General features: G+C 49.3%; 26 protein-coding genes. 15 read left to right on the forward strand and 11 right to left on the reverse strand.

All coding sequences use genetic code 11. From position 1 onward, the window contains the following. Positions 1-464: 464 nt before the first annotated feature. The 4 genes from ACN0IC_RS14220 to ACN0IC_RS14235 are packed head-to-tail and all read left to right on the forward strand — an operon-like array spanning position 465 to position 1,919. Entirely contained in the window at positions 465-1,343 is an 879-nt protein-coding gene (locus ACN0IC_RS14220) for an SPFH domain-containing protein (RefSeq protein WP_416879448.1), read from the forward strand. Positions 1,344-1,357: 14 nt separating this feature from the next. Further along, a complete protein-coding gene (locus ACN0IC_RS14225; protein WP_416879449.1) occupies positions 1,358-1,561 on the forward strand; it encodes an Arc family DNA-binding protein in 204 nt (67 codons plus the stop codon). After that, positions 1,554-1,733, forward strand: coding sequence for a DUF4177 domain-containing protein (locus tag ACN0IC_RS14230; protein WP_416879450.1), 180 nt, complete (start codon positions 1,554-1,556; stop codon positions 1,731-1,733). The genes ACN0IC_RS14225 and ACN0IC_RS14230 overlap by 8 nt, the downstream gene beginning before the upstream one ends. Before the next feature lie 9 nt (positions 1,734-1,742). Then, positions 1,743-1,919: a DUF4177 domain-containing protein gene (locus ACN0IC_RS14235; protein WP_416879451.1), complete on the forward strand. Its 177-nt coding sequence runs from the start codon at positions 1,743-1,745 to the stop codon at positions 1,917-1,919. 12 nt (positions 1,920-1,931) lie between these two features. Here ACN0IC_RS14235 and ACN0IC_RS14240 read toward each other — a convergent pair whose 3' ends face one another. Then, positions 1,932-3,083, reverse strand: a complete 1,152-nt coding sequence (locus ACN0IC_RS14240) for a glycosyltransferase family 4 protein (RefSeq protein WP_416879452.1) — start codon at positions 3,081-3,083, stop codon at positions 1,932-1,934. A gap of 513 nt (positions 3,084-3,596) precedes the next feature. Between ACN0IC_RS14240 and ACN0IC_RS14245 the strand changes: the two genes are divergently transcribed. Then, the gene (locus ACN0IC_RS14245) at positions 3,597-5,528 is read left to right on the forward strand and encodes a ribonucleoside-diphosphate reductase subunit alpha (RefSeq protein ID WP_416879453.1); all 1,932 of its coding nucleotides are present in this window, start codon (positions 3,597-3,599) and stop codon (positions 5,526-5,528) included. Positions 5,529-5,758: 230 nt separating this feature from the next. Continuing rightward, entirely contained in the window at positions 5,759-6,490 is a 732-nt protein-coding gene (locus ACN0IC_RS14250) for a hypothetical protein (RefSeq protein WP_416879454.1), read from the forward strand. 65 nt (positions 6,491-6,555) lie between these two features. Here the strand turns inward: ACN0IC_RS14250 and ACN0IC_RS14255 are convergent, their stop codons facing one another. Next, positions 6,556-7,377 carry an alpha/beta fold hydrolase gene (locus tag ACN0IC_RS14255; RefSeq protein ID WP_416879455.1) on the reverse strand — a complete coding sequence of 274 codons (822 nt, stop codon included), beginning with the start codon at positions 7,375-7,377 and terminating at the stop codon, positions 6,556-6,558. A 140-nt stretch (positions 7,378-7,517) separates the two neighbouring features. Between ACN0IC_RS14255 and ACN0IC_RS14260 the strand changes: the two genes are divergently transcribed. After that, a complete protein-coding gene (locus ACN0IC_RS14260; RefSeq protein WP_416879456.1) occupies positions 7,518-9,098 on the forward strand; it encodes a lysine--tRNA ligase in 1,581 nt (526 codons plus the stop codon). Positions 9,099-9,124: 26 nt separating this feature from the next. Here the strand turns inward: ACN0IC_RS14260 and ACN0IC_RS14265 are convergent, their stop codons facing one another. Then, complete coding sequence (locus tag ACN0IC_RS14265) at positions 9,125-9,898, reverse strand: hypothetical protein (protein ID WP_416879457.1); 774 nt, start codon at positions 9,896-9,898, stop codon at positions 9,125-9,127. Between the two features lie 157 nt (positions 9,899-10,055). On the opposite strand from ACN0IC_RS14265, the gene ACN0IC_RS14270 reads away from it, so the two are divergent. Further along, on the forward strand, positions 10,056-10,892 hold the full coding sequence (locus tag ACN0IC_RS14270) for a hypothetical protein (protein WP_416879458.1): 837 nt from the start codon (positions 10,056-10,058) through the stop codon (positions 10,890-10,892). A gap of 7 nt (positions 10,893-10,899) precedes the next feature. Here ACN0IC_RS14270 and ACN0IC_RS14275 read toward each other — a convergent pair whose 3' ends face one another. Both ACN0IC_RS14275 and ACN0IC_RS14280 read right to left on the reverse strand, forming a co-directional pair. Then, a complete protein-coding gene (locus tag ACN0IC_RS14275) occupies positions 10,900-11,526 on the reverse strand; it encodes a S24 family peptidase (RefSeq protein WP_416879459.1) in 627 nt (208 codons plus the stop codon). A gap of 202 nt (positions 11,527-11,728) precedes the next feature. After that, complete coding sequence (locus ACN0IC_RS14280) at positions 11,729-13,042, reverse strand: ammonium transporter (protein ID WP_416879460.1); 1,314 nt, start codon at positions 13,040-13,042, stop codon at positions 11,729-11,731. 169 nt (positions 13,043-13,211) lie between these two features. On the opposite strand from ACN0IC_RS14280, the gene ACN0IC_RS14285 reads away from it, so the two are divergent. Next, positions 13,212-13,559: a DUF952 domain-containing protein gene (locus ACN0IC_RS14285; RefSeq protein WP_416879461.1), complete on the forward strand. Its 348-nt coding sequence runs from the start codon at positions 13,212-13,214 to the stop codon at positions 13,557-13,559. Then, positions 13,559-14,617 carry a quinone-dependent dihydroorotate dehydrogenase gene (locus ACN0IC_RS14290; protein WP_416879462.1) on the forward strand — a complete coding sequence of 353 codons (1,059 nt, stop codon included), beginning with the start codon at positions 13,559-13,561 and terminating at the stop codon, positions 14,615-14,617. Before ACN0IC_RS14285 ends, ACN0IC_RS14290 begins: the two co-directional genes overlap by 1 nt. Before the next feature lie 7 nt (positions 14,618-14,624). Here ACN0IC_RS14290 and ACN0IC_RS14295 read toward each other — a convergent pair whose 3' ends face one another. The 4 genes from ACN0IC_RS14295 to ACN0IC_RS14310 are packed head-to-tail and all read right to left on the reverse strand — an operon-like array spanning position 14,625 to position 17,603. Next, positions 14,625-15,974: an MATE family efflux transporter gene (locus tag ACN0IC_RS14295; RefSeq protein WP_416879463.1), complete on the reverse strand. Its 1,350-nt coding sequence runs from the start codon at positions 15,972-15,974 to the stop codon at positions 14,625-14,627. Positions 15,975-16,026: 52 nt separating this feature from the next. Beyond that, a complete protein-coding gene (locus ACN0IC_RS14300; RefSeq protein ID WP_416879464.1) occupies positions 16,027-16,347 on the reverse strand; it encodes a winged helix-turn-helix domain-containing protein in 321 nt (106 codons plus the stop codon). Next, positions 16,337-16,960, reverse strand: coding sequence for a hypothetical protein (locus tag ACN0IC_RS14305; RefSeq protein WP_416879465.1), 624 nt, complete (start codon positions 16,958-16,960; stop codon positions 16,337-16,339). Before ACN0IC_RS14305 ends, ACN0IC_RS14300 begins: the two co-directional genes overlap by 11 nt. A 10-nt stretch (positions 16,961-16,970) precedes the next feature. Beyond that, on the reverse strand, positions 16,971-17,603 hold the full coding sequence (locus ACN0IC_RS14310; RefSeq protein WP_416879466.1) for a DUF7010 family protein: 633 nt from the start codon (positions 17,601-17,603) through the stop codon (positions 16,971-16,973). Between the two features lie 118 nt (positions 17,604-17,721). Between ACN0IC_RS14310 and ACN0IC_RS14315 the strand changes: the two genes are divergently transcribed. Then, positions 17,722-18,213, forward strand: coding sequence for a DUF2141 domain-containing protein (locus tag ACN0IC_RS14315; RefSeq protein WP_416879467.1), 492 nt, complete (start codon positions 17,722-17,724; stop codon positions 18,211-18,213). Positions 18,214-18,292: 79 nt separating this feature from the next. Here ACN0IC_RS14315 and ACN0IC_RS14320 read toward each other — a convergent pair whose 3' ends face one another. Together ACN0IC_RS14320 and ACN0IC_RS14325 are read right to left on the reverse strand one after the other, a co-directional pair. Further along, positions 18,293-18,682 carry a YdbL family protein gene (locus tag ACN0IC_RS14320; RefSeq protein WP_416879468.1) on the reverse strand — a complete coding sequence of 130 codons (390 nt, stop codon included), beginning with the start codon at positions 18,680-18,682 and terminating at the stop codon, positions 18,293-18,295. A gap of 9 nt (positions 18,683-18,691) precedes the next feature. After that, entirely contained in the window at positions 18,692-18,904 is a 213-nt protein-coding gene (locus ACN0IC_RS14325) for a YnbE family lipoprotein (RefSeq protein WP_416879469.1), read from the reverse strand. 176 nt (positions 18,905-19,080) lie between these two features. Here ACN0IC_RS14325 and ACN0IC_RS14330 point away from each other — a divergent pair, with 176 nt between their 5' ends. The 4 genes from ACN0IC_RS14330 to fusA all read left to right on the forward strand — a co-directional run bounded on the left by ACN0IC_RS14330 (position 19,081) and on the right by fusA (position 23,328). Then, the gene (locus ACN0IC_RS14330) at positions 19,081-20,076 is read left to right on the forward strand and encodes a TerC family protein (protein ID WP_416879470.1); all 996 of its coding nucleotides are present in this window, start codon (positions 19,081-19,083) and stop codon (positions 20,074-20,076) included. 290 nt (positions 20,077-20,366) lie between these two features. Further along, positions 20,367-20,738: a 30S ribosomal protein S12 gene (gene rpsL / locus ACN0IC_RS14335; protein ID WP_121103013.1), complete on the forward strand. Its 372-nt coding sequence runs from the start codon at positions 20,367-20,369 to the stop codon at positions 20,736-20,738. An 11-nt stretch (positions 20,739-20,749) separates the two neighbouring features. Next, a complete protein-coding gene (gene rpsG, locus ACN0IC_RS14340) occupies positions 20,750-21,220 on the forward strand; it encodes a 30S ribosomal protein S7 (RefSeq protein ID WP_416879471.1) in 471 nt (156 codons plus the stop codon). Between the two features lie 23 nt (positions 21,221-21,243). Then, positions 21,244-23,328, forward strand: a complete 2,085-nt coding sequence (gene fusA / locus ACN0IC_RS14345; protein ID WP_416879472.1) for an elongation factor G — start codon at positions 21,244-21,246, stop codon at positions 23,326-23,328. The last annotated feature ends 107 nt before the right edge of the window (positions 23,329-23,435 follow it).

Consider the following 23,435-nt stretch of genomic DNA (forward strand, 5'->3'; position numbering starts at 1 on the left):
TTGCAAGGCCGCTGCGATAAAACCGCTGCCGCGGGGCTTGGCCCTTGCGAAACATAACCAAATTCGGTCTCCGGCAAGGATACCGACCCCGCGGGCAGTCCACCTTATTCAAGGACGAACGCCAAAGCTGACCCCAAGATGGGCAGTGGGACGAAAGGCATGGGTGAAATACGATTTTATAAAAAATATACCCTGTCATTCCGCACAAGGCCGACAGGCCGCAGAGCGCCCGCGTCTACGCGCGGAATGACAGGACAGAGAAAAGAGTCGTATCCTTACTCACTCCGCTTCGCAGTGCTGCGTTTGGATGGGCAAGTGGGTAGCGGGACACAGCGCCGGCGAAAAATATGTCCCTGATTTTTCGACCAATTTTTCTCTCGAAATGGAATATTTCGAAAATAACTTGTATTTCCTATAAAATGATATCATATTGTATGTAATTCATTGAGAGAAGGATTTGGGTTATGGGTAAAGAAAACGACATTCGTGAAATAGAGGTCAAATCGGTCAGTGGTATTCCCCTGCTTCTGATATTACTGGTCGTCACCATTATAGCGATATTGGCCCTGGTCGGACTTGATATGTCGCCGGCTCTGCGAATTACGATTATCGCCATCGGGTTACCAATTTTGCTGATTGCCTTTTCGGGGCTTTACAAAGTTGAACCGAACCAATCTGCGGTCTTGAGTCTGTTCGGAAAATATATTGGCTCTGTCCGTACGCCCGGCCTGCGCTTTAATAATCCGTTCTATACCAAACAAAAAATTAGCTTGCGTGTTCGCAACTTTGAAAGCGGGAAACTCAAGGTCAATGAACTGGATGGCTCCCCGATTGAAATCGCCGCCATCGTTGTCTGGGAAGTCAATGATTCTGCCGAAGCCGTCTTTAATGTCGATAGTTACGAGAGTTTTGTTCAAATTCAGTCCGAGGCCGCAATCCGGTCCATGGCGACCAGCTATCCATATGATCAGCATGAAGCCGATCAAATCAGCTTGCGTTCTCACCCGATGGAAATTTCGGATCGATTGCGGCACGAGATTCAAGATCGTCTGGCTCAAGCCGGGATTAATGTGATTGAGGCGCGGATTTCTCATCTTGCCTATTCCCCCGAAATCGCCGGAGCCATGCTTCAGCGTCAACAGGCCGGCGCCATCATTGCCGCCCGTAAGAAAATTGTCGAAGGCGCGGTTGGCATGGTTGAAGATGCTTTGCTCGAGCTTAAATCAAAAGATATTATCGATCTTGATCCAGAGCGCCGGGCCGCCATGGTCTCCAATCTTTTGGTTGTACTTTGTTCTGACAAGGCGACCCAGCCTGTCGTGAATACAGGATCCCTTTACTAAGGTGACTGGTTGATTTGCCCCGGAAAACACAAAATAAATCGGCTAAGAAATCCTTTCCTTTGCGTGTGAATGCAGAGGTGCTGGACGCGATGAAGCGGTGGTCTGATGATGAGTTGCGGTCGCTAAACGGGCAAATAGAATTTATTCTCCGGGAGGCTTTGCGAAAGCAGGGACGACTCAAAAAAAGAGATTTGGAACAGGAGACCGAAAATGAGTGAAAAATGGGAATATAAAATCGTTCAACCGGAAAAAGGGGGCGGTATCACCGGCGCCGACATCAGGGCACATAGCGCCGAATTTCTCAATAAATATGGCCGTGAAGGGTGGGAGTGTTACCACGTCAAAACAGATGATCACCCTTCGGTTTTCTATCTGAAACGAAAATTATAGGAGCGGGACGTGCGGGAAAAGAAATGGGAATATAAAGTCGAGCGGGTGAAGCCCTCAGTCTTCGGCACGACGGACAAGCAAAATGCCCAGATTGAAGAGCGGTTAAACCGATTAGGTCTTGAAGGCTGGGAGCTTGTGAATGTGGTTCTTTACGGTCAACAGCGTCATCTTTATTTGAAGCGTTAATTACGAATAACTTTAGTTTTTCGGTACTGACTTCCCTCGCATTATTCTCCAAAGGCGGCGGCCGGTTCTCTTGACAAGGTGGTAGGGGCTACTTGCGAGCCGGGCGAGCCGTCTGACCCGGCGCCAACGTTTTCTGGCAACCGGGGTATATTCCGGCGTCAGGTAATCATAAAATACCTCTGAGACGGCTTCCCAACTATATTTCTGGGCATGCGCGACACAGGCGTGGCGGGACAGTTCCAGGGCCTCCAGACACGCCGTTTTCAAATCCTCATTAATGGCGCCCGCCCTCGAGCCCGGAATAATATCGATAGGGCCGGAAACAGGATATCCGGCGACGGGCGTGCCTGTGGCCATGGCTTCGATGATGACCAATCCAAATGTATCGGTCTTGGAGGGAAAAACAAAAACATCCGCATCGGCAAAATAACGCGCCAGATCCTCTCCGAATTTTGGGCCAGGGAAAGTCACCTCTGGATATTTCTTTTTCAATTGCGCTAATTGCGGGCCGTCCCCGATGACGACTTTGGAGCCGGGCAGGTCTAAGTCCAGGAAAGACTCTATATTTTTCTCGACGGCGATGCGGCCGACATTGACCCATATCGGTCGTTCCAGTTTTTTATATACATCATCAGGCGAGAAGCGGCGACCAGGATTGAAAATTTCCATATCCACACCCCGGGCCCATGGCGCGAGTTTGGTAAAGCCACGCTCGTTCAGAAAGTCTACCATAGAAGGCGTGGTTACCATGGTTCGTCCACCGGAATTGTGGAAGTCCCGGACCAATTTATAGGTCCAGGATATAGGGATAAACGGAAACCGGGCTTTGATATATTCAGGAAATTTTGTGTGGTAACTCGTGGTAAAAGGCATGCCCCATCTAAGGCAGAGCGATCGGGCCATCTGACCCAGAGGCCCTTCCGTTGCGATGTGAATGGCTTCAGGTCCAAATTTGCTTATTCGTTCCTTGACGCTATTGAACGCGAAGGGGGCCAAACGTATGTCCGAATAGGTCGGCAAGGGGAGAGTGAAATATCCGTCTGAGGGCGCGATGACTTCCACCACATGCCCTTTCTCTCGCAGCGCCTCGACTGTTTGTGTCAGAGTACGCACAACGCCGTTGATCTGTGGATGCCAGGCATCAGTAATAATCAGAATTTTCATACTCTTAGGCATTACCAAGGGCGATTATCAGCACAATATATATTAAATATCACAAACATCATAATTATTGTTCGTTTCTTCTGATTCCCCCTCGGCTCCCCTCAAACGAGGAGAAGAATCGATTTTATACAATGACTATACACAGAATCAGGTCTTTCTGACCCTATTTTTATACCTCAAAACCTCTAAGCAGAAGGCGACGATAAGGTGTGCCGATTTGGGTCTTGTTCTGCTTTAAAATGATTTGATTTTAAGCCGAGAAATCGTGTGACAGTTTTGTAAAAAATTCAATGTATTTCCAAGGGCTTAACGTTTCATAAACCTTTTTCGGCCCATTTCAGGACTACTAAGTATTGACGTGAAAGCCGAATTACACACTATATGTAGTCCAAGCCATTCGGTTTTGTGTTTACGGAATAGATGTGGGGAACAGTCCCGATGGGGCTGCTTTCGAGTCCGCTAAACACTTGAAATGAAGCGGCGACAGTAACATCTAGGGAGGGGTGAAAGACCATGACAGAGAATAACGAAAGTGAATTTAATGCGATGAGCGAAGCGGATGTGGAGCTGATGGATTTAGCTGAACCCACCGAAGCGACTGTCGAGCCTAAGATTCAGACACAGAAACAAAAGACAGCTCAGCCCCTTAATGCTGATGTCGAACGTCCGCAGACAGTGCGGGCCCGCGATGCTCTGTTGACGGATTTCGGTAAGAAAACGCTTGTTGACCGCTATCTTCTGCCTGAAGAAACGTATCAGGATATGTTTGCCCGTGTCTCCCGCGCCTATGCCGATGATACGGAACATGCTCAGCGCCTTTATAATTACATGTCCAAGCTTTGGTTCATGCCCGCGACTCCGGTCTTGTCAAATGGCGGGGCGGATCGCGGTCTGCCGATTTCCTGCTTTTTGAACTCTGTTGATGATAGTCTCGATTCGATTGTTGATATCTGGAACGAAAATGTCTGGCTCGCCTCTAATGGCGGCGGCATCGGAACCTATTGGGGCAATGTTCGCTCTATCGGCGAAAAAATTGGCCGAGCTGGTAAGACATCCGGAATTATCCCTTTCATCCGCGTCATGGACTCTCTGACTTTGGCGATTTCCCAAGGCTCACTCCGCCGTGGCTCCGCCGCTGTTTATCTTGATATTCATCACCCGGAAATCGAAGAGTTTCTGGAAATCCGCAAACCTTCCGGCGATTTCAACCGCAAGTCCCTAAATCTTCATCACGGTCTGAACATCACGGATGAATTTATGGAAGCTGTCGCGTCCGGCGCCGAATTTGGCCTGCGTAGCCCGCATACAAATTTAGTGATCAAAACCGTCAACGCTCGGAAGATCTGGCAGAAAATTCTGGAAATGCGTCTTCAGACTGGCGAGCCTTATATGGTGTTCTCCGATACGGTGAATAATGCGCTCGCCAAGCATCAACGCGACGCAGGTATGAAGGTGCAGCAGTCTAATCTCTGCGCTGAAATCATGCTCGCCACGGGCCGCGACAAATATGATAAAGAGCGGACAGCGGTTTGCTGTCTTTCGTCACTTAACGCTGAACGTTGGGACGAGTGGAAAGACCAAGAGGGCTTTATCGAAGACATTATGCGTTTCCTCGACAATGTTCTGGAGAGCTTCATCCGCAATGCGCCGGATAAGATGGCTGAAGCCAAATATTCCGCCATGCGTGAACGCTCCGTTGGTCTCGGCTTGATGGGTTTCCATTCGCTGTTGCAGTCAAAGAACATTCCATTCGAAAGCGCGATGGCGAAAAGCTTCAATAATCGTATGTTCTCTTTTATCCGCAAAGAAGCGGACAAGGCCTCCAATACTCTGGCGGCTGAGCGCGGGGCTTGCCCGGATGCGCAGGATATGGGCGTCACAGATGAGCGGTTCAGCCATAAAATGGCTGTGGCTCCAACGGCGTCTATTTCGATTATTTGCGGCGGAACCTCTGCCGGCATCGAGCCGATACCGGCCAATATTTACACTCATAAAACTTTGTCTGGGTCTTTCACAGTTCGTAACAAGTTTCTTGAAGCCTTGCTCGAAGAGAAGGGCATGAACACAGAAGGTGTTTGGGCCACGATTTTGGAAAATGAAGGATCTGTGCAGCATCTGGAAGATTTAGATGAACATGAAAAGGCCGTTTTCCGGACAGCGTTTGAAATTGATCAACGTTGGGTCATCGAACATGCCGCCGACCGCGCTCCACACATCTGTCAAGCACAGTCGCTGAATATCTTCATCCCGGGAGATGTTGATAAATGGGATCTTCATATGCTGCATTGGCAGGCTTGGGAGAAAGGTGTAAAATCGCTTTATTATTGCCGCTCAAAATCGATTGCCCGAGCAGGTTTTGCAGGCTCCGAAAATAAATCCGAAATTGAGCAAGCCATGGAAGCGGCGGCCCCGACGGATTATGAGGAATGCCTCGCCTGTCAATAAAGCAAATAAACCTTAAACTGATTTAAAAGACGAGCGTCCGATATCTGTATCGGGCGCTTTTTTGTGTCTTTCCCGCCACATATACGAAAAATTTACACTGAATTGGAAACATATCTGTTCAAACAACGTAATAATGTCATAATCTTATGACACCTAAACGAAAATTAAGTGTATACACTTTTCAGTAGTATTTTGATGTTGCTTTGAAACTGGCAAAATAAGAAAGGCAAATGAGCGTGTTGACAATATACCAGCACAAAATCCTCAAACGCATCTGCGTTATGCCTCTTGCCATATGTGCTATTTTTTCTATTTCCGTTTCCGCAACAGCTCAAGACTCTTCAACGCAAAAAGTTGGAACGCATGAGGGGCTCAATTTCAATCTTGGATCAACTATCAACCCCGAATATTCATCTGAATTTCAAATGCAAGAAGGGCTAATTGATCTGCCTTCGGAAAGCGTTGGGTCAACTTTGTTTAAGTTGGATATATCCGACCCGAAATGTTTGACAGGCTCCGGCAACTGCTTACGGAGAAATGAAAATGTCAATCTGGGTATGACGCGGCAATTCACAAGCGGCGTTGCGAAAGGTCTCGATCTGTCTTTAACGCCCAGAGCGTCCATGCGGTTTAATGATGAAGAATCCTCTGCTCTCGTCGGGGCCGTTGTCGAAATCGGGAAGGATCTTCGTGAGGGATCGGAATTTGAGAATAACACTTGGTATGTTTTTGCCGGGGCAGATGCCGAAGCTCTGACATATTCACCAAATTCTATTGGCCGCCTGACAAATGGACAGTTTCACTTGCAGGACCGAATTATCGTCGGCGATGCCCAGGCTGGTGTTGGCTATCGGATCGGCGACGCAGATGTTTCTCTGTCATATATGCGCCGCGAAGCAACCGCAGAAGATTTCAGCTTTTCCGAAGATGCGGCCGCTCTTTCCTTTACTTGGAAGAGATAGATTCCTCCCAGTCCAAGATAAAAAAAGCGCCTTGAAGGCGCTTTATACTCTGAGTGTTGACCAACTTACTGTTTCAAAAAATCCAGAATATCATCGGTCAGTTGATCTTTGTGTGTTGCCGTGAGTCCGTGCGGCGCCCCCTCATATTTCTTAAAGACAGAATTTTTAATCATGTCCGCCGCCGCTTGGCCGCTGGTTTCAATCGGAACGGTCTGATCTGCCGTGCCGTGAATGACTAAGGTTGGGACGTCAAAAGCGTCCATGTCCGGACGAAAGTCTGTTTTACCAAACGCATCGACGCAATCCAGAGTCGCTTTTGGGGACCCTTGCAAGGCCATCATCATCGACCAGTCGATTATTTCGTCGCTAACGCCGCCGCCTTCTGATCCATTGCCGTAGAAATCTTCAAAGAAACCCTTTAGAAATTTAGGTCTATCTTCACGCAAACCGTTTTTGATATCGTCGAAAACTTTTTCTTCAACGCCATCCGGATTATCGTCAGTTTTCAGCATGAAGGGGGCAATGGAGGAAACGAGACCCGCTTGTTTTACGCGCTCACTCCCATGGCGCGACATGTAACGGGAAACTTCGCCGCCTCCCATAGAGAAACCGATAATAGCAGCGTCCTTTAAATCAAGCTGATCCATAACCGAGGCGAGATCATCCGTCATTGTGTTGTAATCATATCCGTTCCATGTCTGGACAGAACGACCAAAACCTCTTCGGTCATAGGCAATAACGCGATATCCGTTTTCGGCTAGGCGCACCGCCTGATATTCCCAACTGTCCGAGTTAAGAGGCCATCCATGAATTAAAACGACCGGTCGACCCTCGCCCCAATCCTTACAATATAATTTTGTTCCGTTAGCGTCCGTAATATATTTCATAAAATTCTCCTATAATATGAAGGATAACGGAAAGAGACATTAAGATGTTCCCGAGCGCGCTGAGCTGATGGAGACGTTGATGCCTTCTTGACCCCTCTTATCAATGCGCCTAACTCCCGCCCATGACCCAAGATATTTACATGACATCCAAGGCCTGGCCGTTTGAGCAGGCGCGCTTGATCCTTAAACGTCTGGATATTGAAAAACGTCGCGGTATTGACCGCGGGGATAGACCCGTCATTTTTGAAACAGGGTATGGTCCGTCGGGCCTGCCGCATATCGGTACGTTTGGCGAAGTCGTGCGCACCACAATGGTTCGAAATGCCTTTATTGCCCTGACCGAAGGCAAGATAGCGACCAAATTAATCTGTGTGTCAGATGACTTGGACGGTATGCGCAAAGTGCCTTCCACTGTTCCAAACCCGGAAAGTCTGGAACAATATTTGCAAAAACCTCTGACGGATGTGCCGGATCCTTTCGGAACACATGAAAGTTACGGCGCGCATATGAATGCGCGTCTGCGGGCTTTTCTGGATAGTTTCGGATTTGAGTATGAGTTTTTGTCTGCGACAGACCTCTATCGTACGGGCCGTTATGATGAGTACCTATTGCGGGCGTTGGAAAAGTTTGATGACATCATGGCGGTCATGCTTCCTACGCTTGGGGAAGAACGCCAAGCCACATACTCTCCTTTTTTGCCAATATCACCGAGTACAGGACGCGTTCTTTATGTTCCGATGAAGTCTGTTGACGCGAAAGCCGGTACCATCACTTTCGATGATGAAGACGGCAGCGAAGTCACTGTTTCTGTCAAAGGCGGGAACGTTAAGCTACAATGGAAACCTGATTTTGGCATGCGCTGGGCGGCCCTCGGCGTGGACTTTGAAATGTTCGGGAAGGACCATCAGGACAACGCGCCAATCTATTCGCGGATTTGTAAAATTTTGGGCGGGGAAGCACCTGTTCAATATGTTTACGAGTTGTTTCTTGATGAAAAAGGCGAGAAAATTTCTAAGTCAAAGGGCAATGGGATCTCCGTCGAAGACTGGCTTGCATATGCGCCGCAGGAAAGCCTGTCCCTTTTCAATTTTGCCAAACCCAGAGCCGCGAAAAAACTCTATTTCGATGTTATTCCCAAAACAGTGGACGAGTATTTTCAGCACTTGGCCGGCTTTCATAAACAGGACGCGAAAGCGCAGGCAAACAACCCCGTCTGGCATATTCACAATGGCAATCCGCCTGCAAAGGTCCCTCCTGTCACCTTTGCGCTGCTCCTCAATCTGGTAAGCGCGGCCAATGCGTCTGACCGTGATATCCTTTGGGGCTTTATCGAAAGGTATCAGCCGGATGCAAATCCGAAAGACAACCCGGCTCTGGATCAACTAACGGACTTTGCGATCCGTTATTATCAGGATTTTGTAAAACCGAATAAAGAGTATCGCGAACCGACGGATCAGGAGCGTTCGGCCCTTGCAGACTTAGCGGGTCGATTGCGCGAGGTGGACGAAAGTGAAAAGACAGAAGGCGAGGCGCTGCAAACTCTCATTTTCACGGTTGGCAAAGAGCATAATTTCGAAAATTTACGCGATTGGTTCAAAGCCATTTATGAGGTCTGTTTAGGCCAAAGCCAAGGACCGCGTTTCGGATCATTCGTGGCAATTTACGGCCCGGACGAAACGGCAGATCTCATTGAAAACGCTTTGGCCGGTAAACGCGCCTAAAGCGTGTATCCTGATATCTAAGAAATTTAGTTTGAGGACTTATTTAAAACGGGGCGTTTCGCGTAGACTTGTCCAGTTAAATCGCTGATTTGAGACGCTAGTTTAATCTGGCTAATTGTTACTTCCGTTTTCATAAGCGTGCTTTGCCCATTATTTAGCACAACAGGCACACTTATTTTTAAAATAGAGGAATCTGGAGCGGTTTTAAGAAAGTCATAGACCGTGCTGGCGGACTGGGGCGCGGGCACAAACCCTCCGGAGCGGGCAAAGAGGAACCGAATAATTTTACCATTCGGCAATTGCATCTCGGCAGGCCGAGTCGACAGCGCATGATCAATCTTAAAAGCTCGACGAATTTCGGAGCGCGGGGCATTGAGCGTAAATTCAATTCGGCCGGGTTGGCTTTGTGTGTAATGCGTTCTGATTTTCAACATACTCATCGGATCCGGAAATGCATCACAATGATACTCGCCCGGCGTAGCGCCGCACTGCGCCACAAAATGCGTGCTTTCACGCTTGTCGGGATCAATAGGCAAGGTGTCAGGGTAAGCCCTGGCCGTTATATTTTTAAAGCCGTGGGTTAGGGTAATAGGGGCAGATTCAGCAAAAACGCGTTCTACCACATACCTTAAAACGTCTTTGTTTTCTGTTCTCTCCGTAACGCAGACAACCTCGGCTGTATTCGGGGATTTTCCAAAATAAAGCAAAAACCCGTCATTCTTCCGGATGCCATTATCTTTCGCACTTGCCCCGTTCAGATAATAAAAGCTGTCGCAATTTGGCGTCTTAGCTGTAGCCATTTGAGGCGTTAAAGCTCCGAACAAGAACAGAATAAAACAAGTTATCAGAGAATATACGCGCATAACCAGAGATTACGCAGGATTATTGACTCTACAAGTAAGAATGTCTCTAACTTCTCATGCAGCCGCTAAATCAATTGGGACTTCGGACTGTAAGATGATAAAATGGCCTATGATTTGGATGCGCCTCGTCATTACCTTGTTTGTTACCGTCTTGATGGGAGTAATGAGCTGCTCGGCTTATGCCCAGCCCTATTCTGAAACTCAAAAACTTATTCAATCCGGAAGTTATTCTGCGGCGGTCAAAAGCGGTCAGGCTTTGAATACGGCAGATTCTCTGTCACTCGCCTCCGAAGCTTTGGCGAGAGAAGTTATGTTAGGTGAGGCGGAAAATCCGAAAGCAAGAGCTCTAATGGCCCGCAATCTTGCTGAAAAAGCATTGGATATGGAGCCAAATCATCAGAACGCCCGCCTTCAGTTTGTTGTAACCGATGGATTTGTGGCGCGTTATACAGGAGATGTGACGGCCTGGTTTAAAAAGCTACCTCAAAAAAGTCTGGAGCTAATTCAGTCATACCGAAATGATTTTCCTGATGATCCAAAGGGGGACGCCTTGATGGGGGCCTGGCACCTTGAAATTATTCGGAAAGCCGGAGAAGAAAGCGCCGAGAGATGGTTTGGGGCCCGTGCCGACTATGGGAAAGCATTTTTTGAAAAATCTCTTCAGCAAGACCCAAGGGACCCGATCGTGAATATAAATTACGCTTTTGCCTTGATAGCTTTAGTGGAAGAAGAAAGTGATGGAGAAAACAGGGGGAAGGCTCAGAATATGAGAAGGGCCCATACGCTCATTGAAACCGCTCTGGAGGCGCCGCCTTCCGATGACTTGACCGAAAAGATGCAAATTAAAGCTGCTAAAGCTCTAAGCCTTTATGAGAATGCCGGAGACTTAAAGGCATTTGTTGACGCGTTCTTTGAAGGCAAAGAGCTGTGAAGGGAATTTATTGAGAGACCCAGACAATTCGGGCAATCCACTGCACGTCTTTTCGGTTGAAACTTCTGTCCTCGTAATCGGGATTGAGGGAAATCAGATCTATTCGGCTTTCCGTCATGGCGCGGAGCTCTTTCGCCATAATTTCACCTTCAATTGTTTTTACAACAACGCGGTCGCCGCGCCGAACGCTTTCAGTGGGAGCAACCAAAACCTTGTCGCCGGCGCGTAGAACAGGAGACATCGAGTCTCCGGCAATTTGCAGACAATATACATTTTCGTCCCTGACCCCGGGGACGCGAACATCTTCCCAACCACCTCCCACTGGGAAGCCAGCATCATCAAAGAAGCCTTGGCTGCCCGCCTGGGCCAATCCAATCACAGGAATGGACGGACCATGAGCGCCGGCCTGATCCGCAAAACGCGCGAAATCTTCAAAGCTCATCCCGACTGTGCCAAGGACTTTGGAAAGGCTTTCTGTTGACGGCCAGCGATTCTTACCAGAGGCGGATTGGCGTTTGGACTTGTTGAAAGTTGTTGGGTCGAGTCCGGCTTGCCTTGCCAGCCCGGACGGGCTTGTCGACAGAGACTGAGAGAGTCGATCCAGTGCATTCCAGATATCAGTGTGAGAAAACATGAGCTCTATTTAGGAAAAAAAGCCTAAATGGTCAAATGGAAACAGGCTCCTCCCGGCTGGGGAAAGGGCGTGGGATAGAAAAAACCCCGACGCTGTTTTGAAACAGGCCGGGGAAGGTATTCGCACCGCTCATATAAAGCAAAGCGCGAGGGGAAAGTCAGTTTAGTGAAGCGCGGGATGAACACCGCGCCTCACGGAGGTCTTAGGTAGCTACAAACTCAGGGTAGCTTGGAACACCGATCTCGGCTTGATCCAGCCCGATATACTCATCTTCTTCGCTGACCCGCAGTCCGATGGTCAGTTTCAGAGCAAACCAGACGATGGTTGAAGCGATACAGACAAAGACGGCCGTGGCAAGAACACCGATAAGCTGCGGCATGAAGGTTACATCAGGGTTAGTGAAAGCCACCGCGAGCGTGCCGAAGATACCCGCCACCAAGTGAACTGGAACAGCGCCGACAACATCGTCAATCTTCAGCTTATCTAGAAGCGGCACAGTGAGACAAGCCAGTAAAGACCCGATACCACCAACCAGCAGAGCAACCGGAACGCTTGGAGTAAGCGGCTCGGCTGTAATCGCGACCAAGCCAGCCAGAGCCCCGTTCAAAGCCATTGTCAGGTCGATTTTACCGTACCGAATTTGAGTATAGAGAACGGCAATAACAACTCCAGCGACAGCCGCCATATTTGTGTTCACAAAGATTTTCGCAACAGAATCGGCGTCAGCAATGGTGCCGAGTGCGAGTTGTGAGGCGCCGTTAAATCCGAACCAGCCAAGCCACAGAATGAATACACCCAATGTAGCGAGAGGCATGGAAGAGCCCGGGATTGCATTCACTTTTCCATCGACATATTTGCCTTTACGAGCCCCGAGTATAATCGCGCCCATCAGAGCGGCCCAGCCGCCGGTGGAGTGAACGAGTGTTGAGCCAGCAAAGTCAGAGAAGCCCATGCGGTCAAGGAAGCCAGTACCCCACTCCCAAGATCCGACTACCGGGTAAATAAAGCCAGTCAAAGCGACGACAAAGATGATGAAGGGCCAGAATTTGATACGCTCGGCAACGGTACCTGACACGATAGAGGCGGTTGTTGCGCAGAATACCATTTGGAAAAACCAATCGGAATAATCGGAGTAGCCTGTCTCCGCGCTTGGTCCGCCAAAGCTCATAATGCCAGGCATACCAAATAGACCAGCGCCGTCGCCGGACACGTTATACATCAGTTGATAACCAACAACCCAGAACATGAGGCCAGCCACAGAATAGAGGCTAATATTTTTTAAACACTGCATGGAGACATTTTTGGTGCGGACAAAGCCCGCCTCCAGCATGGCAAAACCTGCGGCCATCCACATGACGAGGAAGCCGCCGATTAAGAAGAGGAGTGTATTAAAGACAAAGGCGTCATTTGCCGCCAGGCTTTCGAGTGTCGGGGCGTCTTGCGCCGCCGCTATTGCAGGCAAAGCACTGAGTAAAGTAGCTCCCCCCAAAATTTTCGCAAAATTGCGTATAGACATAACGGATTCCCTTCCAGTTTTCTTGTGCCTCCTCTTTGACGGTGATTTTGTGTGCATGAAATGGATTCACGTGTCGGATTTGGGGACTCACGGGACAGAGTCATATTCTGTGCGCTGTTAATTCGTTTATGCCCTGTTCTTGTGCAGCGAGGTTGTTTATAATCTAAATATGTCAGAAATTAAGATTGCCTATAAGATATTGACCCAGGCCGAGTGGGGTGAGTTTATCCAAGAGATGGAGTTCGAAGGGACGGAATTGGATTTTGAAGACGGATTTATTCACATGTCTGCAGAGGATCAGGTTCAAGAAACGCTGCATACCCATTTCACCGGGGGCGGAACGCTCGTCATTGTCAAACTCTCTCTCGAGAGACCTGAATTGGATATTAAATGGGAAGAGTCACGGAACGGCGAGAAATTTCCTCATGCCTATTCCAAGCTGACAATGGACGACGTTCTCTCTTATCGAAAACTCCTGCCCGACCGAAATGGACGATATGTTTTCGAGGTTAATTAATGAGTATCTTTTATAAAGTTGGAACGTCTGTTTTACGCAGGCTTCCGGCAGAGCGAGCTCACACGACGACCATTAAGGCTTTACGTGCGGGTCTTGGACCAAAGGCAAATGCTAAGGCCTTCCCGGAACTTGCCGTTAAGGTAGGGGGCCTTTCCCTTCCTAATCCCTTAGGACTAGCTGCCGGGTTCGACAAAGATTGTGACGTGCCGGACGCAATGCTTGATGCCGGATTCGGATTTGTCGAATGCGGAACCGTAACTCCGAGGCTACAGGCCGGAAATCCTAAGCCCCGTCTGTTTCGCCTGACGGAAGATGAAGCCGTTATCAATCGTATGGGGTTCAACAACAAAGGCCTCGACCATTTCTCAGCTCGTTTGCGGGATCGGCGCGAAAAAGGCGGCCTCATCGGTGCAAACCTTGGCGCGAATAAAGATAGTGACGACCGCATTGCCGATTACGTCACAGGCCTAGCCCGTCTCTGGGGGATGTGCGATTATTTCACGATTAATATCAGCTCGCCCAACACGCCTGGCCTTCGCAATCTTCAGGGCAGTACGGAAATGGACGAACTTCTGGGCCGTTTGTCTGAAACTCGGGCGAAGCTGTCGGGGGATTCGCCGAGCTATCCCATGTTTTTGAAAGTTGCCCCTGATCTGGATTTTTCTGATGTGGAACGAGTCGTTGAACAAGCCCGAACTTATGGCCTGAATGCGATTATCGTCAGCAATACGACAATTGAACGTCCGGACAGTTTGACCAGCCCCCATCGCGGAGAGGGCGGTGGTCTGTCAGGGCAACCGCTTTTCGAAAAGTCCACGGCGCTGTTGCAGGAATTTTCTGACGCGGCAGAGGGGCGGATTGATTTAATCGGCGTCGGAGGTATTGGGGGCGGGGCGCAGGCTTATGCCAAGATCAAGGCCGGGGCCAAAGCCGTGCAGTTATACTCCGCGCTCGTCTATAACGGCCCTCAACTCGTGCAGGAAATTTGCGCTGATTTATCAGCTCGATTGAAGGCGGACGGATTTTCGACCATAGCCGAGGCAGTCGGCACTGCGTAAAACGACTTTATAATTTGGCTTCTAAATGCCTTGTAATGGCCGGGTAGGCGACAGCGAGCGTGACAGCTCGCATCACATAATAGACTAGAAATGCGATCCAAATTCCGGCGGGTCCAAGCTCGGGATAGAGCAGATAATGCGCGCCGATATATATAATGACCGAGACAATGCCGGCATTGCGCATCGCCGCTGTCCTTGTCGTGCCGATAAATACGCCGTCCAGCTGGTAGGCCATAAAGCCAAGCACGGGCGCGAGGGCGCAATAAGCTAAATAGGCTTGAGCGCTGGCCCGAACAGCCGGGTCGGTAGTCAGAAGCTCAATAATATAAGGTCCGCCAAACCAGATAAGAGCGCCGCAAATACAGGCAAAAAGCGCCGAAAATTCTGTGGTAAGCTTGACCGCCCTGTCAAAGCGGGACTTGTTTTTTGCGCCGTAGGCCGCTCCGGTCACAGCTTCTGCCGTGTGGGCAAACCCATCGAGAACAAGGGCGGACATGGTGATGAACTGCATCAGAACATGATAGCCCGCCAGGAAGGTTTCGCCCTCTGCCGCCGCTGCATTTCCAAAAAAATTAAAGCCAATTGTCAAGGTTAGAGTTCGAATAAAAATGTTGGAATTGGTTACACCGAGTTTTGACAGAGCTTCTTTGGCCAACAGGGTTTTCTTACTGATGGCTTCCCATCGGAAGCCGCCGCGCCGCTTAATTTCGCGGTAGGCCAGCCAGAGCCCTGCGGCAAGACCAACCCATTCGGCGATAGAAGAGGCGAGGGCCACCCCATAAAGTCCGGCGCCAAATCCGAGCACAAAAATAGGGGAAAGAATGATGTTAGTCAGATTTAAAACGATCTGCATTCCGAGCGCCAAGCCGGATCGGCTAATCCCAACAAACCATCCCATGAGAGCGATACTGGCAAGTGTGGCGGGTAATCCCCAGAGCCGGGCTTGAATATACAATGTGGCCGAGGCCTCAATATCCGGATTCGCCGTGTAGATTTTAAAAGCCAGCGGAAGGAGCCAGCCCTGTATCAGCAGGATAAATAACCCGATAGAAAGTCCAATGGGAAGGGCGCGGAGGATATGGGATTGAACATCGGCTTCCGCGCCCTGGCCGTCGCTTTGCGCGACAAGGCCAGCCGTGCTCATACGTAAAAATCCAAAACCCCAATAGAAAATGCCGTAAATGACGGCGCCGAGTCCAATTCCGGCGAGAGCGCTCGTTCCGACAAAACGTCCAATAACAAAGGTGTCGACCAGCCCCACAATCGGCGCCGCGCCATTGGCGAGCATGATGGGCCAGCTCTGGTTAAAAACCTTTTTCCGGCTTAGGCGGCCTGTTATGACTGTCTCGTTTGACATAAAAGGGGCGCTACAGAATAGCGCCCCTTTTGTCATTCTTTAAATATGGGCTCTATGTCCCGAGGATATTTTTCATCGCCTCAAGATAATTTATCCAGGCCTGACGTCCAGGTTTCGTCAGGTGAACCAAAGTTTGCGGACGTTTGCCTTTGAACCCCTTTTCCTGCTTCACAAAGCCTGCGCTTTCAAGTTTGGTCAGGTGGGTGGAAAGATTACCATTACTCGTGCCCGTTTTTTCCAATAACTCCGGAAAGCTCGCAGGATTTACCGCCGAGAGATAGGCCATGATGCCCATCCTGAGGCGGCCGTGAATGATGTCATCTACGGCGTCGAGGTGGAGGTCTATATCATTTTCGTCTGTCTCATTGGACATTTGACCCTCCGGCCTTTTTCATTACGAGAAGGGAGGGAATGATAATCGTAAATAGTGTCGCAACAGATCCGATTAAATATATCGCCACGTCGCCGTAAAAAGAAAAACACAAGGCTGACGCCGCGAATCCAGCGAAAGACGCGGCATGCAGTAATTTTAATTTACTCATTTTAGCGACGACGCCATAGGCTAAGCCTTGCCCGGCAAATCCGACGATCAAGATAAGATCAAAAAGCCTTGCGGTGCCTTCTTGAAAAAGAATATTTAAAACCACCCCAATGAATAAAGTTGCCATCATTCCCGCAAACATAATCCAGACATAGCTTTCGACCCGGTTTGCGGCTGAATTGGCCCCTGTCTTTTTTTCAATGCGACTTCCCAGTACGGCGCAACCAAGACCTCCAATGATAGCGAAACCGATCCAGAGATATGCAAGTGTCTGCACAGGCAGGGCGATGGTTTGAGTTAGAATAGCCCATTGCAGGAAGAAAGTGAGGGTAAGCAAAATGCCCCACATCAAACCTATTGGCCCGCCGAGAAGGGGGGTCTCAGCGCCTTCTTTGGCAAGACGGCTGGCATAATCCAAATCCGCAATTATGTTTTCTTTGGTCATTTTAGTCTCCTTAGGGACGGGTTTTAAGGCGGCGTACATCCGCGAGAATAGCTAGCACAGTCAGGCCGTAAATGGCGGCGACACCAATGGGCATCCAAGTAATTGAGCGCTCTGGAAAGAATGAGAATATGGCGAGGCAGAACAGGGCGCGAATAACAGCGTGAGCTGAAAACAGACCGGTTCGCCCATAGCTCCATCCAATGACGGGCCAGTGTAATGACATACCGATGGCGAGAATTAATGGCACCAGCTCTGGCGCAGTCTTCGCCGCGGCAATCAACATCGGCCAGAAGAGTAGCATGCTAATAAAGGCCGGAAGCATGACATCGCCAATTGCGGATTTGTCTTTCATGAACGGGCACTTGAAAATTGCCGCGAATAAAAGAGCAAGCGGGAAAATCGCGCCGGATGCCGGCAAGGCAATAGCGGCCCATAGGCCTAGATCCGTGTAGAAGCCGATGCCGCCTAGAAACCCCCAATAAACCAACCCTGCCAGGGGGATAGGAAAGCCACCGCGCAAGCGAAGATATTGGGCTTGCCTATGGTCTTTCAAAGCCTGTTTCAGGCTTTCCAGATTCGCTGCAGATTCGAAATCCCCTGAAGAGCCGAATGTGCCCGAATCTAAAGTATCCAACATCGCCATAATTTTATTTCCTTTTTAAACGAAGAAAAAGCAAATTCATTTTTCTTAAAAATATGTTTGCATTACAAACTACAATATATCAAGTTTGAAATACAAACTAATTTGAAAGGAGACTAATATGTTTGTAAAATTGAAAAAATTGAGTGTCGCAACTGGGGGCGCTATCTGCGCGCTTTACGCTCTCGGAACATTAGGCATTAGCCCGGCTTGGGCGAACGAGGTGCCAAACTGGAAAATGAAGGAAGGTACTATCCCCGTAACTGTCAAGCTTCAGGGCATTACTGAAACAGATGGGCCAATATATGTTTCGATTCAAACACAGGAAAACTATCAATCCATGAAAGGGTTTGGGGGAATTATAAATGATCCGACTGCCGGGGATATGACCAGGACCTTTAAGGTGGATAAGCCTGGCAGTTACGCCGTGTCTGTGTGGCACGATCTGGATGATGACGGACGGTTCTCAATGACTGAGGATTATAAAATCCTCGATGGCTGGGGCGCGTCTGGAGACGCGCCTGACGATCGTGAGCCCACATTTGACGATGTTCAGATTAAGGTCGACGAGTCTGGCGCAAATGTGTCTGTCGATATGAGGTATCCGGGCTAGTAGCCTTTCGACATCGCAACAAACAAAAAAGCCACCGATTTTCATCGGTGGCTTAATTCGTTTTAAAATCGCTATGTGACTATTTCTGAACCCAGTTGCCAGAAGACATGAGAACATATTCGCCAGCTCTAGCTTTTGCGACCTGTTTTTCACCGGTCAGAGCGGCGACCACTTCGGTCTTCACATTCTGCTCGTTGGCCAGCCGCGTGTAGAGCGCTTTACGGGCAATATTGATTTCTTTCATGGCGGCTTGCGTGGCCGCGTCCAGAGACTGATTATTGACTGCGTCAAGGTAACCGGCCGCCGTTTCCCCAATCTTACCGGCCGCTTTAGCACTATCCACAGTAGCTTTAGCCGAAGCAGATTGCGCCTGTGCGGTATTCAGCCCTTGCGTGTTGAGCGCGATTGCACCTGCGCCTAAAAGGACGCCGGTCAAAGTTAATGCGATAATTTTTGAAATGGTTTTCATAAAAACCTCCTAAAACAAGTCCGGGTTATCTGCGATAAGCTCTTCGACATCTTTATCGAGGCGTACGCGGACTTCCTGATCAATTTTAACGTTTAGATCAATTTTGATCGGCTTATCGGACGGTTCGATTTTCACCGTTGGCGTACAAGCGGACATCCCGCCTCCCAGAGAGGTAAAAAAAGCTATACCCAGCAATGCCGATTTCAAACCTGTATTCATCATAATTGACCTTCTACCTAGTTCCGGCTGAACCTGACATTAACAAACCTTCCATGCAATCGGATTTTGATAGGATAAGCTTAGAGGCGAGATTTTCTTGAAAGCCTGCGAATCGCCCGCTAGAGACTAAAAAACGCTAGGTAATATTTCTAAAGCGAAAGCTTTTCTCGGAGGCTCTTTTGGCTGAATATCTGACACTCGAAGCCTTATTCACTCTCTTTATGCTGATACTGCTTCAGGCCGTGCTTGGTTTTGACAACCTGCTTTATATCGCCATTGAAAGTAATAAGGTCGGAGATCCCAAAGACGCTAAAAAAGTTAGAAAATGGGGCATTGGAATCGCCGTTGTTTTCCGAATTGTACTTCTCTTTGTAATCGTTGGTCTGTTCGGCGCTATGGCAGCGCCGCTCTTCGCAATCCCGTTTGAAGGCATTCTCGAGGGGGAGTTCACGCTTCAGAGCCTCGTCACGCTCGGCGGGGGCGGTTTCATTATATATACAGCCATTAAAGAGATTCATCACCTATTAGCTGTTGATCATATCGAACATTCAGAAGGCTCCGGAAAGCGAACAGTCGCAAAAGCGATAGCGCTCATTGTCATAATGAATTTGGTATTCTCCTTCGATTCGATTCTCTCAGCCATGGCAATCGCCAGTATCGACGCGGCAAATATTGTTGATAGTGCAGGGGCGACCCTGGGCGTGTTCCAGGGCAGCATTGTAGACTGCAAAGCCGCTCTTATTGCTGATCCAGTGGCTGGAGCCGTCGGGTGTGAGCCGACCAAGTCTTATCAGGTTCCGCTCATGGTGATTGCTATTGTGCTTTCCGGGCTCGCCATGATCTTTATGGCGGACGCGGTAACAAATTTCCTCAAAAAGAATCGTATGTATGAAGTCCTCGGGCTTTTTATCCTGTTCTTGGTCGGAGTTCTCTTGGTCACGGAAGGTGCCCATTTGGCGCATTTGGAGATATTTGGATTCGCCATCGATGCGATGAGCAAGTCCAGCTTCTATTTGGTCGTCGGTGTCTTGATCGTCACGGATGTTCTCTCCAATGGGTACCAAAAGCGTCTTTGGGCTCAGAAAGAGGCGGAGATATTAGGGGCTGATTCTGCTAAGGCAGGCCTTGCAGCGGTCGATGCCTATAAGGCGAAGAAGAAAAAGGGCTCTGAATAAAGAGAAATCGCGGGGAGGGCCGACCCCTCACTGTGAATCCCGTTATCGCCTGAAAAAACCGCATATCTGCTGTTGACGGAACCCATCCGCCCTCGTATATGGCGCCCCACGCTGATGAACATGCTGTCTGAGGGTTACCTTAGAAACCTTGTTTAAAGCAAAATTGGAATAACTTAGTCATCTCGGTTGCGGAGTTTTCGCGGCAAGGGATGGTCTTTTGCAGACATCCGGCACTTGGACATGGGGTTCGAATGCGGGGCTGTTTGCATTTTGTGCAGGAAAAACGGCCCATGCCAACAATTCAGCAGCTCATTCGCAAGCCGCGCAAAGACAAGCGTAAACGGAATAAGGTTCCGGCTCTTGAGGCGTGTCCTCAGAAGCGTGGCGTTTGTACACGTGTTTACACAACCACTCCAAAGAAGCCGAACTCAGCGCTTCGTAAGGTGGCCAAGGTCCGTTTGACGAATGGGTTTGAGGTTTTGTCTTATATCCCGGGTGAGGGACATAACCTGCAAGAGCATAGTGTTGTGCTGATCCGCGGCGGTCGTGTGAAAGACTTGCCGGGTGTGCGCTATCACGTCCTTCGCGGCGTTCTGGATACTCAGGGCGTTAAAGATCGTAAGCAACGTCGTTCGAAATACGGCGCGAAGCGTCCTAAGTAAGGTAGTCAGCCATGTCACGTCGTCACCGCGCAGATAAACGGGTTATCCTTCCCGATGCAAAATTTAACGATTTGGTTCTCGCCAAGTTCATGAACGCCATCATGTTGGACGGAAAGAAGTCCACAGCTGAAAAAATCGTCTATGGCGCCATGGATATCGTCGAGGACAAAGCCAAGACAGAATCAATCCGCGTCTTTCACGATGCGCTGGAAAATATTAAGCCAGCTGTAGAGGTTCGTTCTCGCCGCGTTGGTGGTGCGACCTATCAGGTGCCTGTTGAGGTGCGCCCTGAGCGTCGCCAGGCTCTGGCTATTCGTTGGTTGGTGAATGCCTCGCGTTCCCGCAATGAAAACACAATGCGCGAGCGCCTGGCAGGCGAATTGCTTGATGCGTCAAACAATCGTGGCACGGCCGTCAAGAAGCGTGAGGACACGCACCGTATGGCTGACGCCAACCGCGCCTTCTCACATTACCGCTGGTAAACTGAAAGATTTAGAGACCGATCATGGCACGCGACTATAAACTCGAAGACTACCGTAACTTCGGCATCATGGCTCACATTGATGCAGGTAAGACGACCTGCACAGAGCGGATTCTGTATTATACAGGTAAGAACCATAAAATTGCTGAGGTTCATGATGGCGCGGCCACTATGGATTGGATGGAACAGGAGCAAGAGCGCGGCATTACGATTACGTCTGCGGCGACCACCTGTTTTTGGGCGGGTAAACGCCTGAACATTATTGATACGCCAGGACACGTTGACTTCACAATTGAAGTTGAGCGTTCTTTGCGTGTTCTTGACGGCGCTGTTGCGCTTCTTGATGCCAATGCGGGCGTTGAGCCGCAAACCGAGACAGTTTGGCGTCAGGCTGACAAGTATAAAGTACCTCGCATGATTTTCATCAACAAGATGGATAAGCTTGGCGCCGATTTCTACGCCTCTGTTCAGTCTGTTAAAGACCGTCTGGGTGGTAATGCGTTGGAAATGCAGCTACCGATTGGATCTGAAGACAACTTCAAAGGTGTTGTCGATCTGGTCAAGAACGTGGCTTACATGTGGGAAAAAGAAGCTGATCTCGGCGCGACTTACGATATTGTCGATATTCCGGCTGACATGGTCGAGAAGGCAGCTGAATACCGTGAAAAACTCATCGAAGCTGTGGCTGAGATGGACGACAAGGTCATGGAAGCGTATTTTGAGGGCGAAATGCCGTCTGTCGAGACGATCCAGGGCTTGGTTCGTAAGGCGACGATCGCAAATAAGGTCGTGCCGGTTTTCTGTGGAACAGCGTTTAAGAATAAAGGAGTTCAGCCTCTTCTTGACGCAGTTGTGGCCTATCTTCCGAGCCCGCTCGAAATTCCGCCAATTAAAGGCATTGATGTTAAGACAGGCGAAGAGACAACACGTCCGGCCTCTGATGATGCACCGCTTTCTATGTTGGCCTTTAAAATCATGAACGACTCCTTTGTTGGGACTTTGACGTTCTGCCGTTTGTATTCTGGTGTTCTTGAAGCTGGTTCAACGATTTTGAACTCCGTCAAGGAAAACAAAGAGCGCGTTGGCCGGATGATGATGATGCACTCCAATGACCGCGAAGACATCAAAGAGGCCTATGCCGGTGATATCGTTGCGGTAGCGTCTTTGAAGCAAACAACGACGGGTGACACATTATGTGATCCTAAGGCTCCGGTTATTCTGGAGCGTATGGAGTTCCCGGATCCGGTGATCGAGATTGCAGTTGAGCCAAAGTCAAAAGCTGACCAGGAAAAACTAGGTGTTGGCTTGCAGCGTTTGGCGGCGGAAGATCCTTCTTTCCGTGTTTCTACGGATATGGAGTCCGGCCAGACAATCATGGCGGGTATGGGCGAACTTCACCTGGACATCCTTGTGGATCGTCTGAAGCGCGAATTTGGTGTTGAGGCCAATATCGGTCAGCCACAAGTGGCTTATCGCGAATCCCTCGCTGCGCCTGTCTCAATCGATTACACGCATAAAAAGCAATCAGGTGGTTCCGGTCAGTTTGGCCGCGTGAAAATTAACTTCACACCGCTTGAGCCGGGATCAGGTATCGAGTTTGAAAACTCAGTTGTCGGTGGTAACGTTCCTAAGGAATATATCCCGGGTGTTGAAAAAGGTATTCGCACCATGGCGGAAACAGGTCTTTTGGCTGGTTTCCCGTTCATCGACTTTAAAGCTGAGTTGTATGATGGGGCTTACCATGATGTTGACTCCTCAGTTATGGCTTTCGAAATCGCTGCTCGCGCTGCTTTCCGCGAAATCAAAAGCGAAGGTCGCATCGATCTGCTAGAGCCTATCATGAAGGTCGAAGTTGTGACGCCTGATGAGTATATGGGCGACGTTATTGGTGACTTGAATTCTCGTCGCGGCATGATTGAGGGCACGCAAATGCGCGGTAATGCCAACGTCATTAATTCAATGGTGCCCTTGGCGAACATGTTTGGTTACGTGAATGACCTGCGGTCTAAAACTCAGGGTCGTGCACAATTTACGATGACATTCGATCATTATGCAAAAACGCCTCAGGCGGTTGCGGATGAAGTTATCTCAAAGCAGGGCGGCAATTAAGCCGGTCAATAGTTAAAGTTTAAGGCCTCCTAGAAGAGAACGGAGTAAGAAAATGGCAAAAGAGAAATTTGAGCGTAATAAGCCTCATGCCAATATCGGCACGATTG

It is taken from the genome of Litorimonas sp., from assembly GCA_029936425.1.
GTDB lineage: Bacteria > Pseudomonadota > Alphaproteobacteria > Caulobacterales > Maricaulaceae > Litorimonas.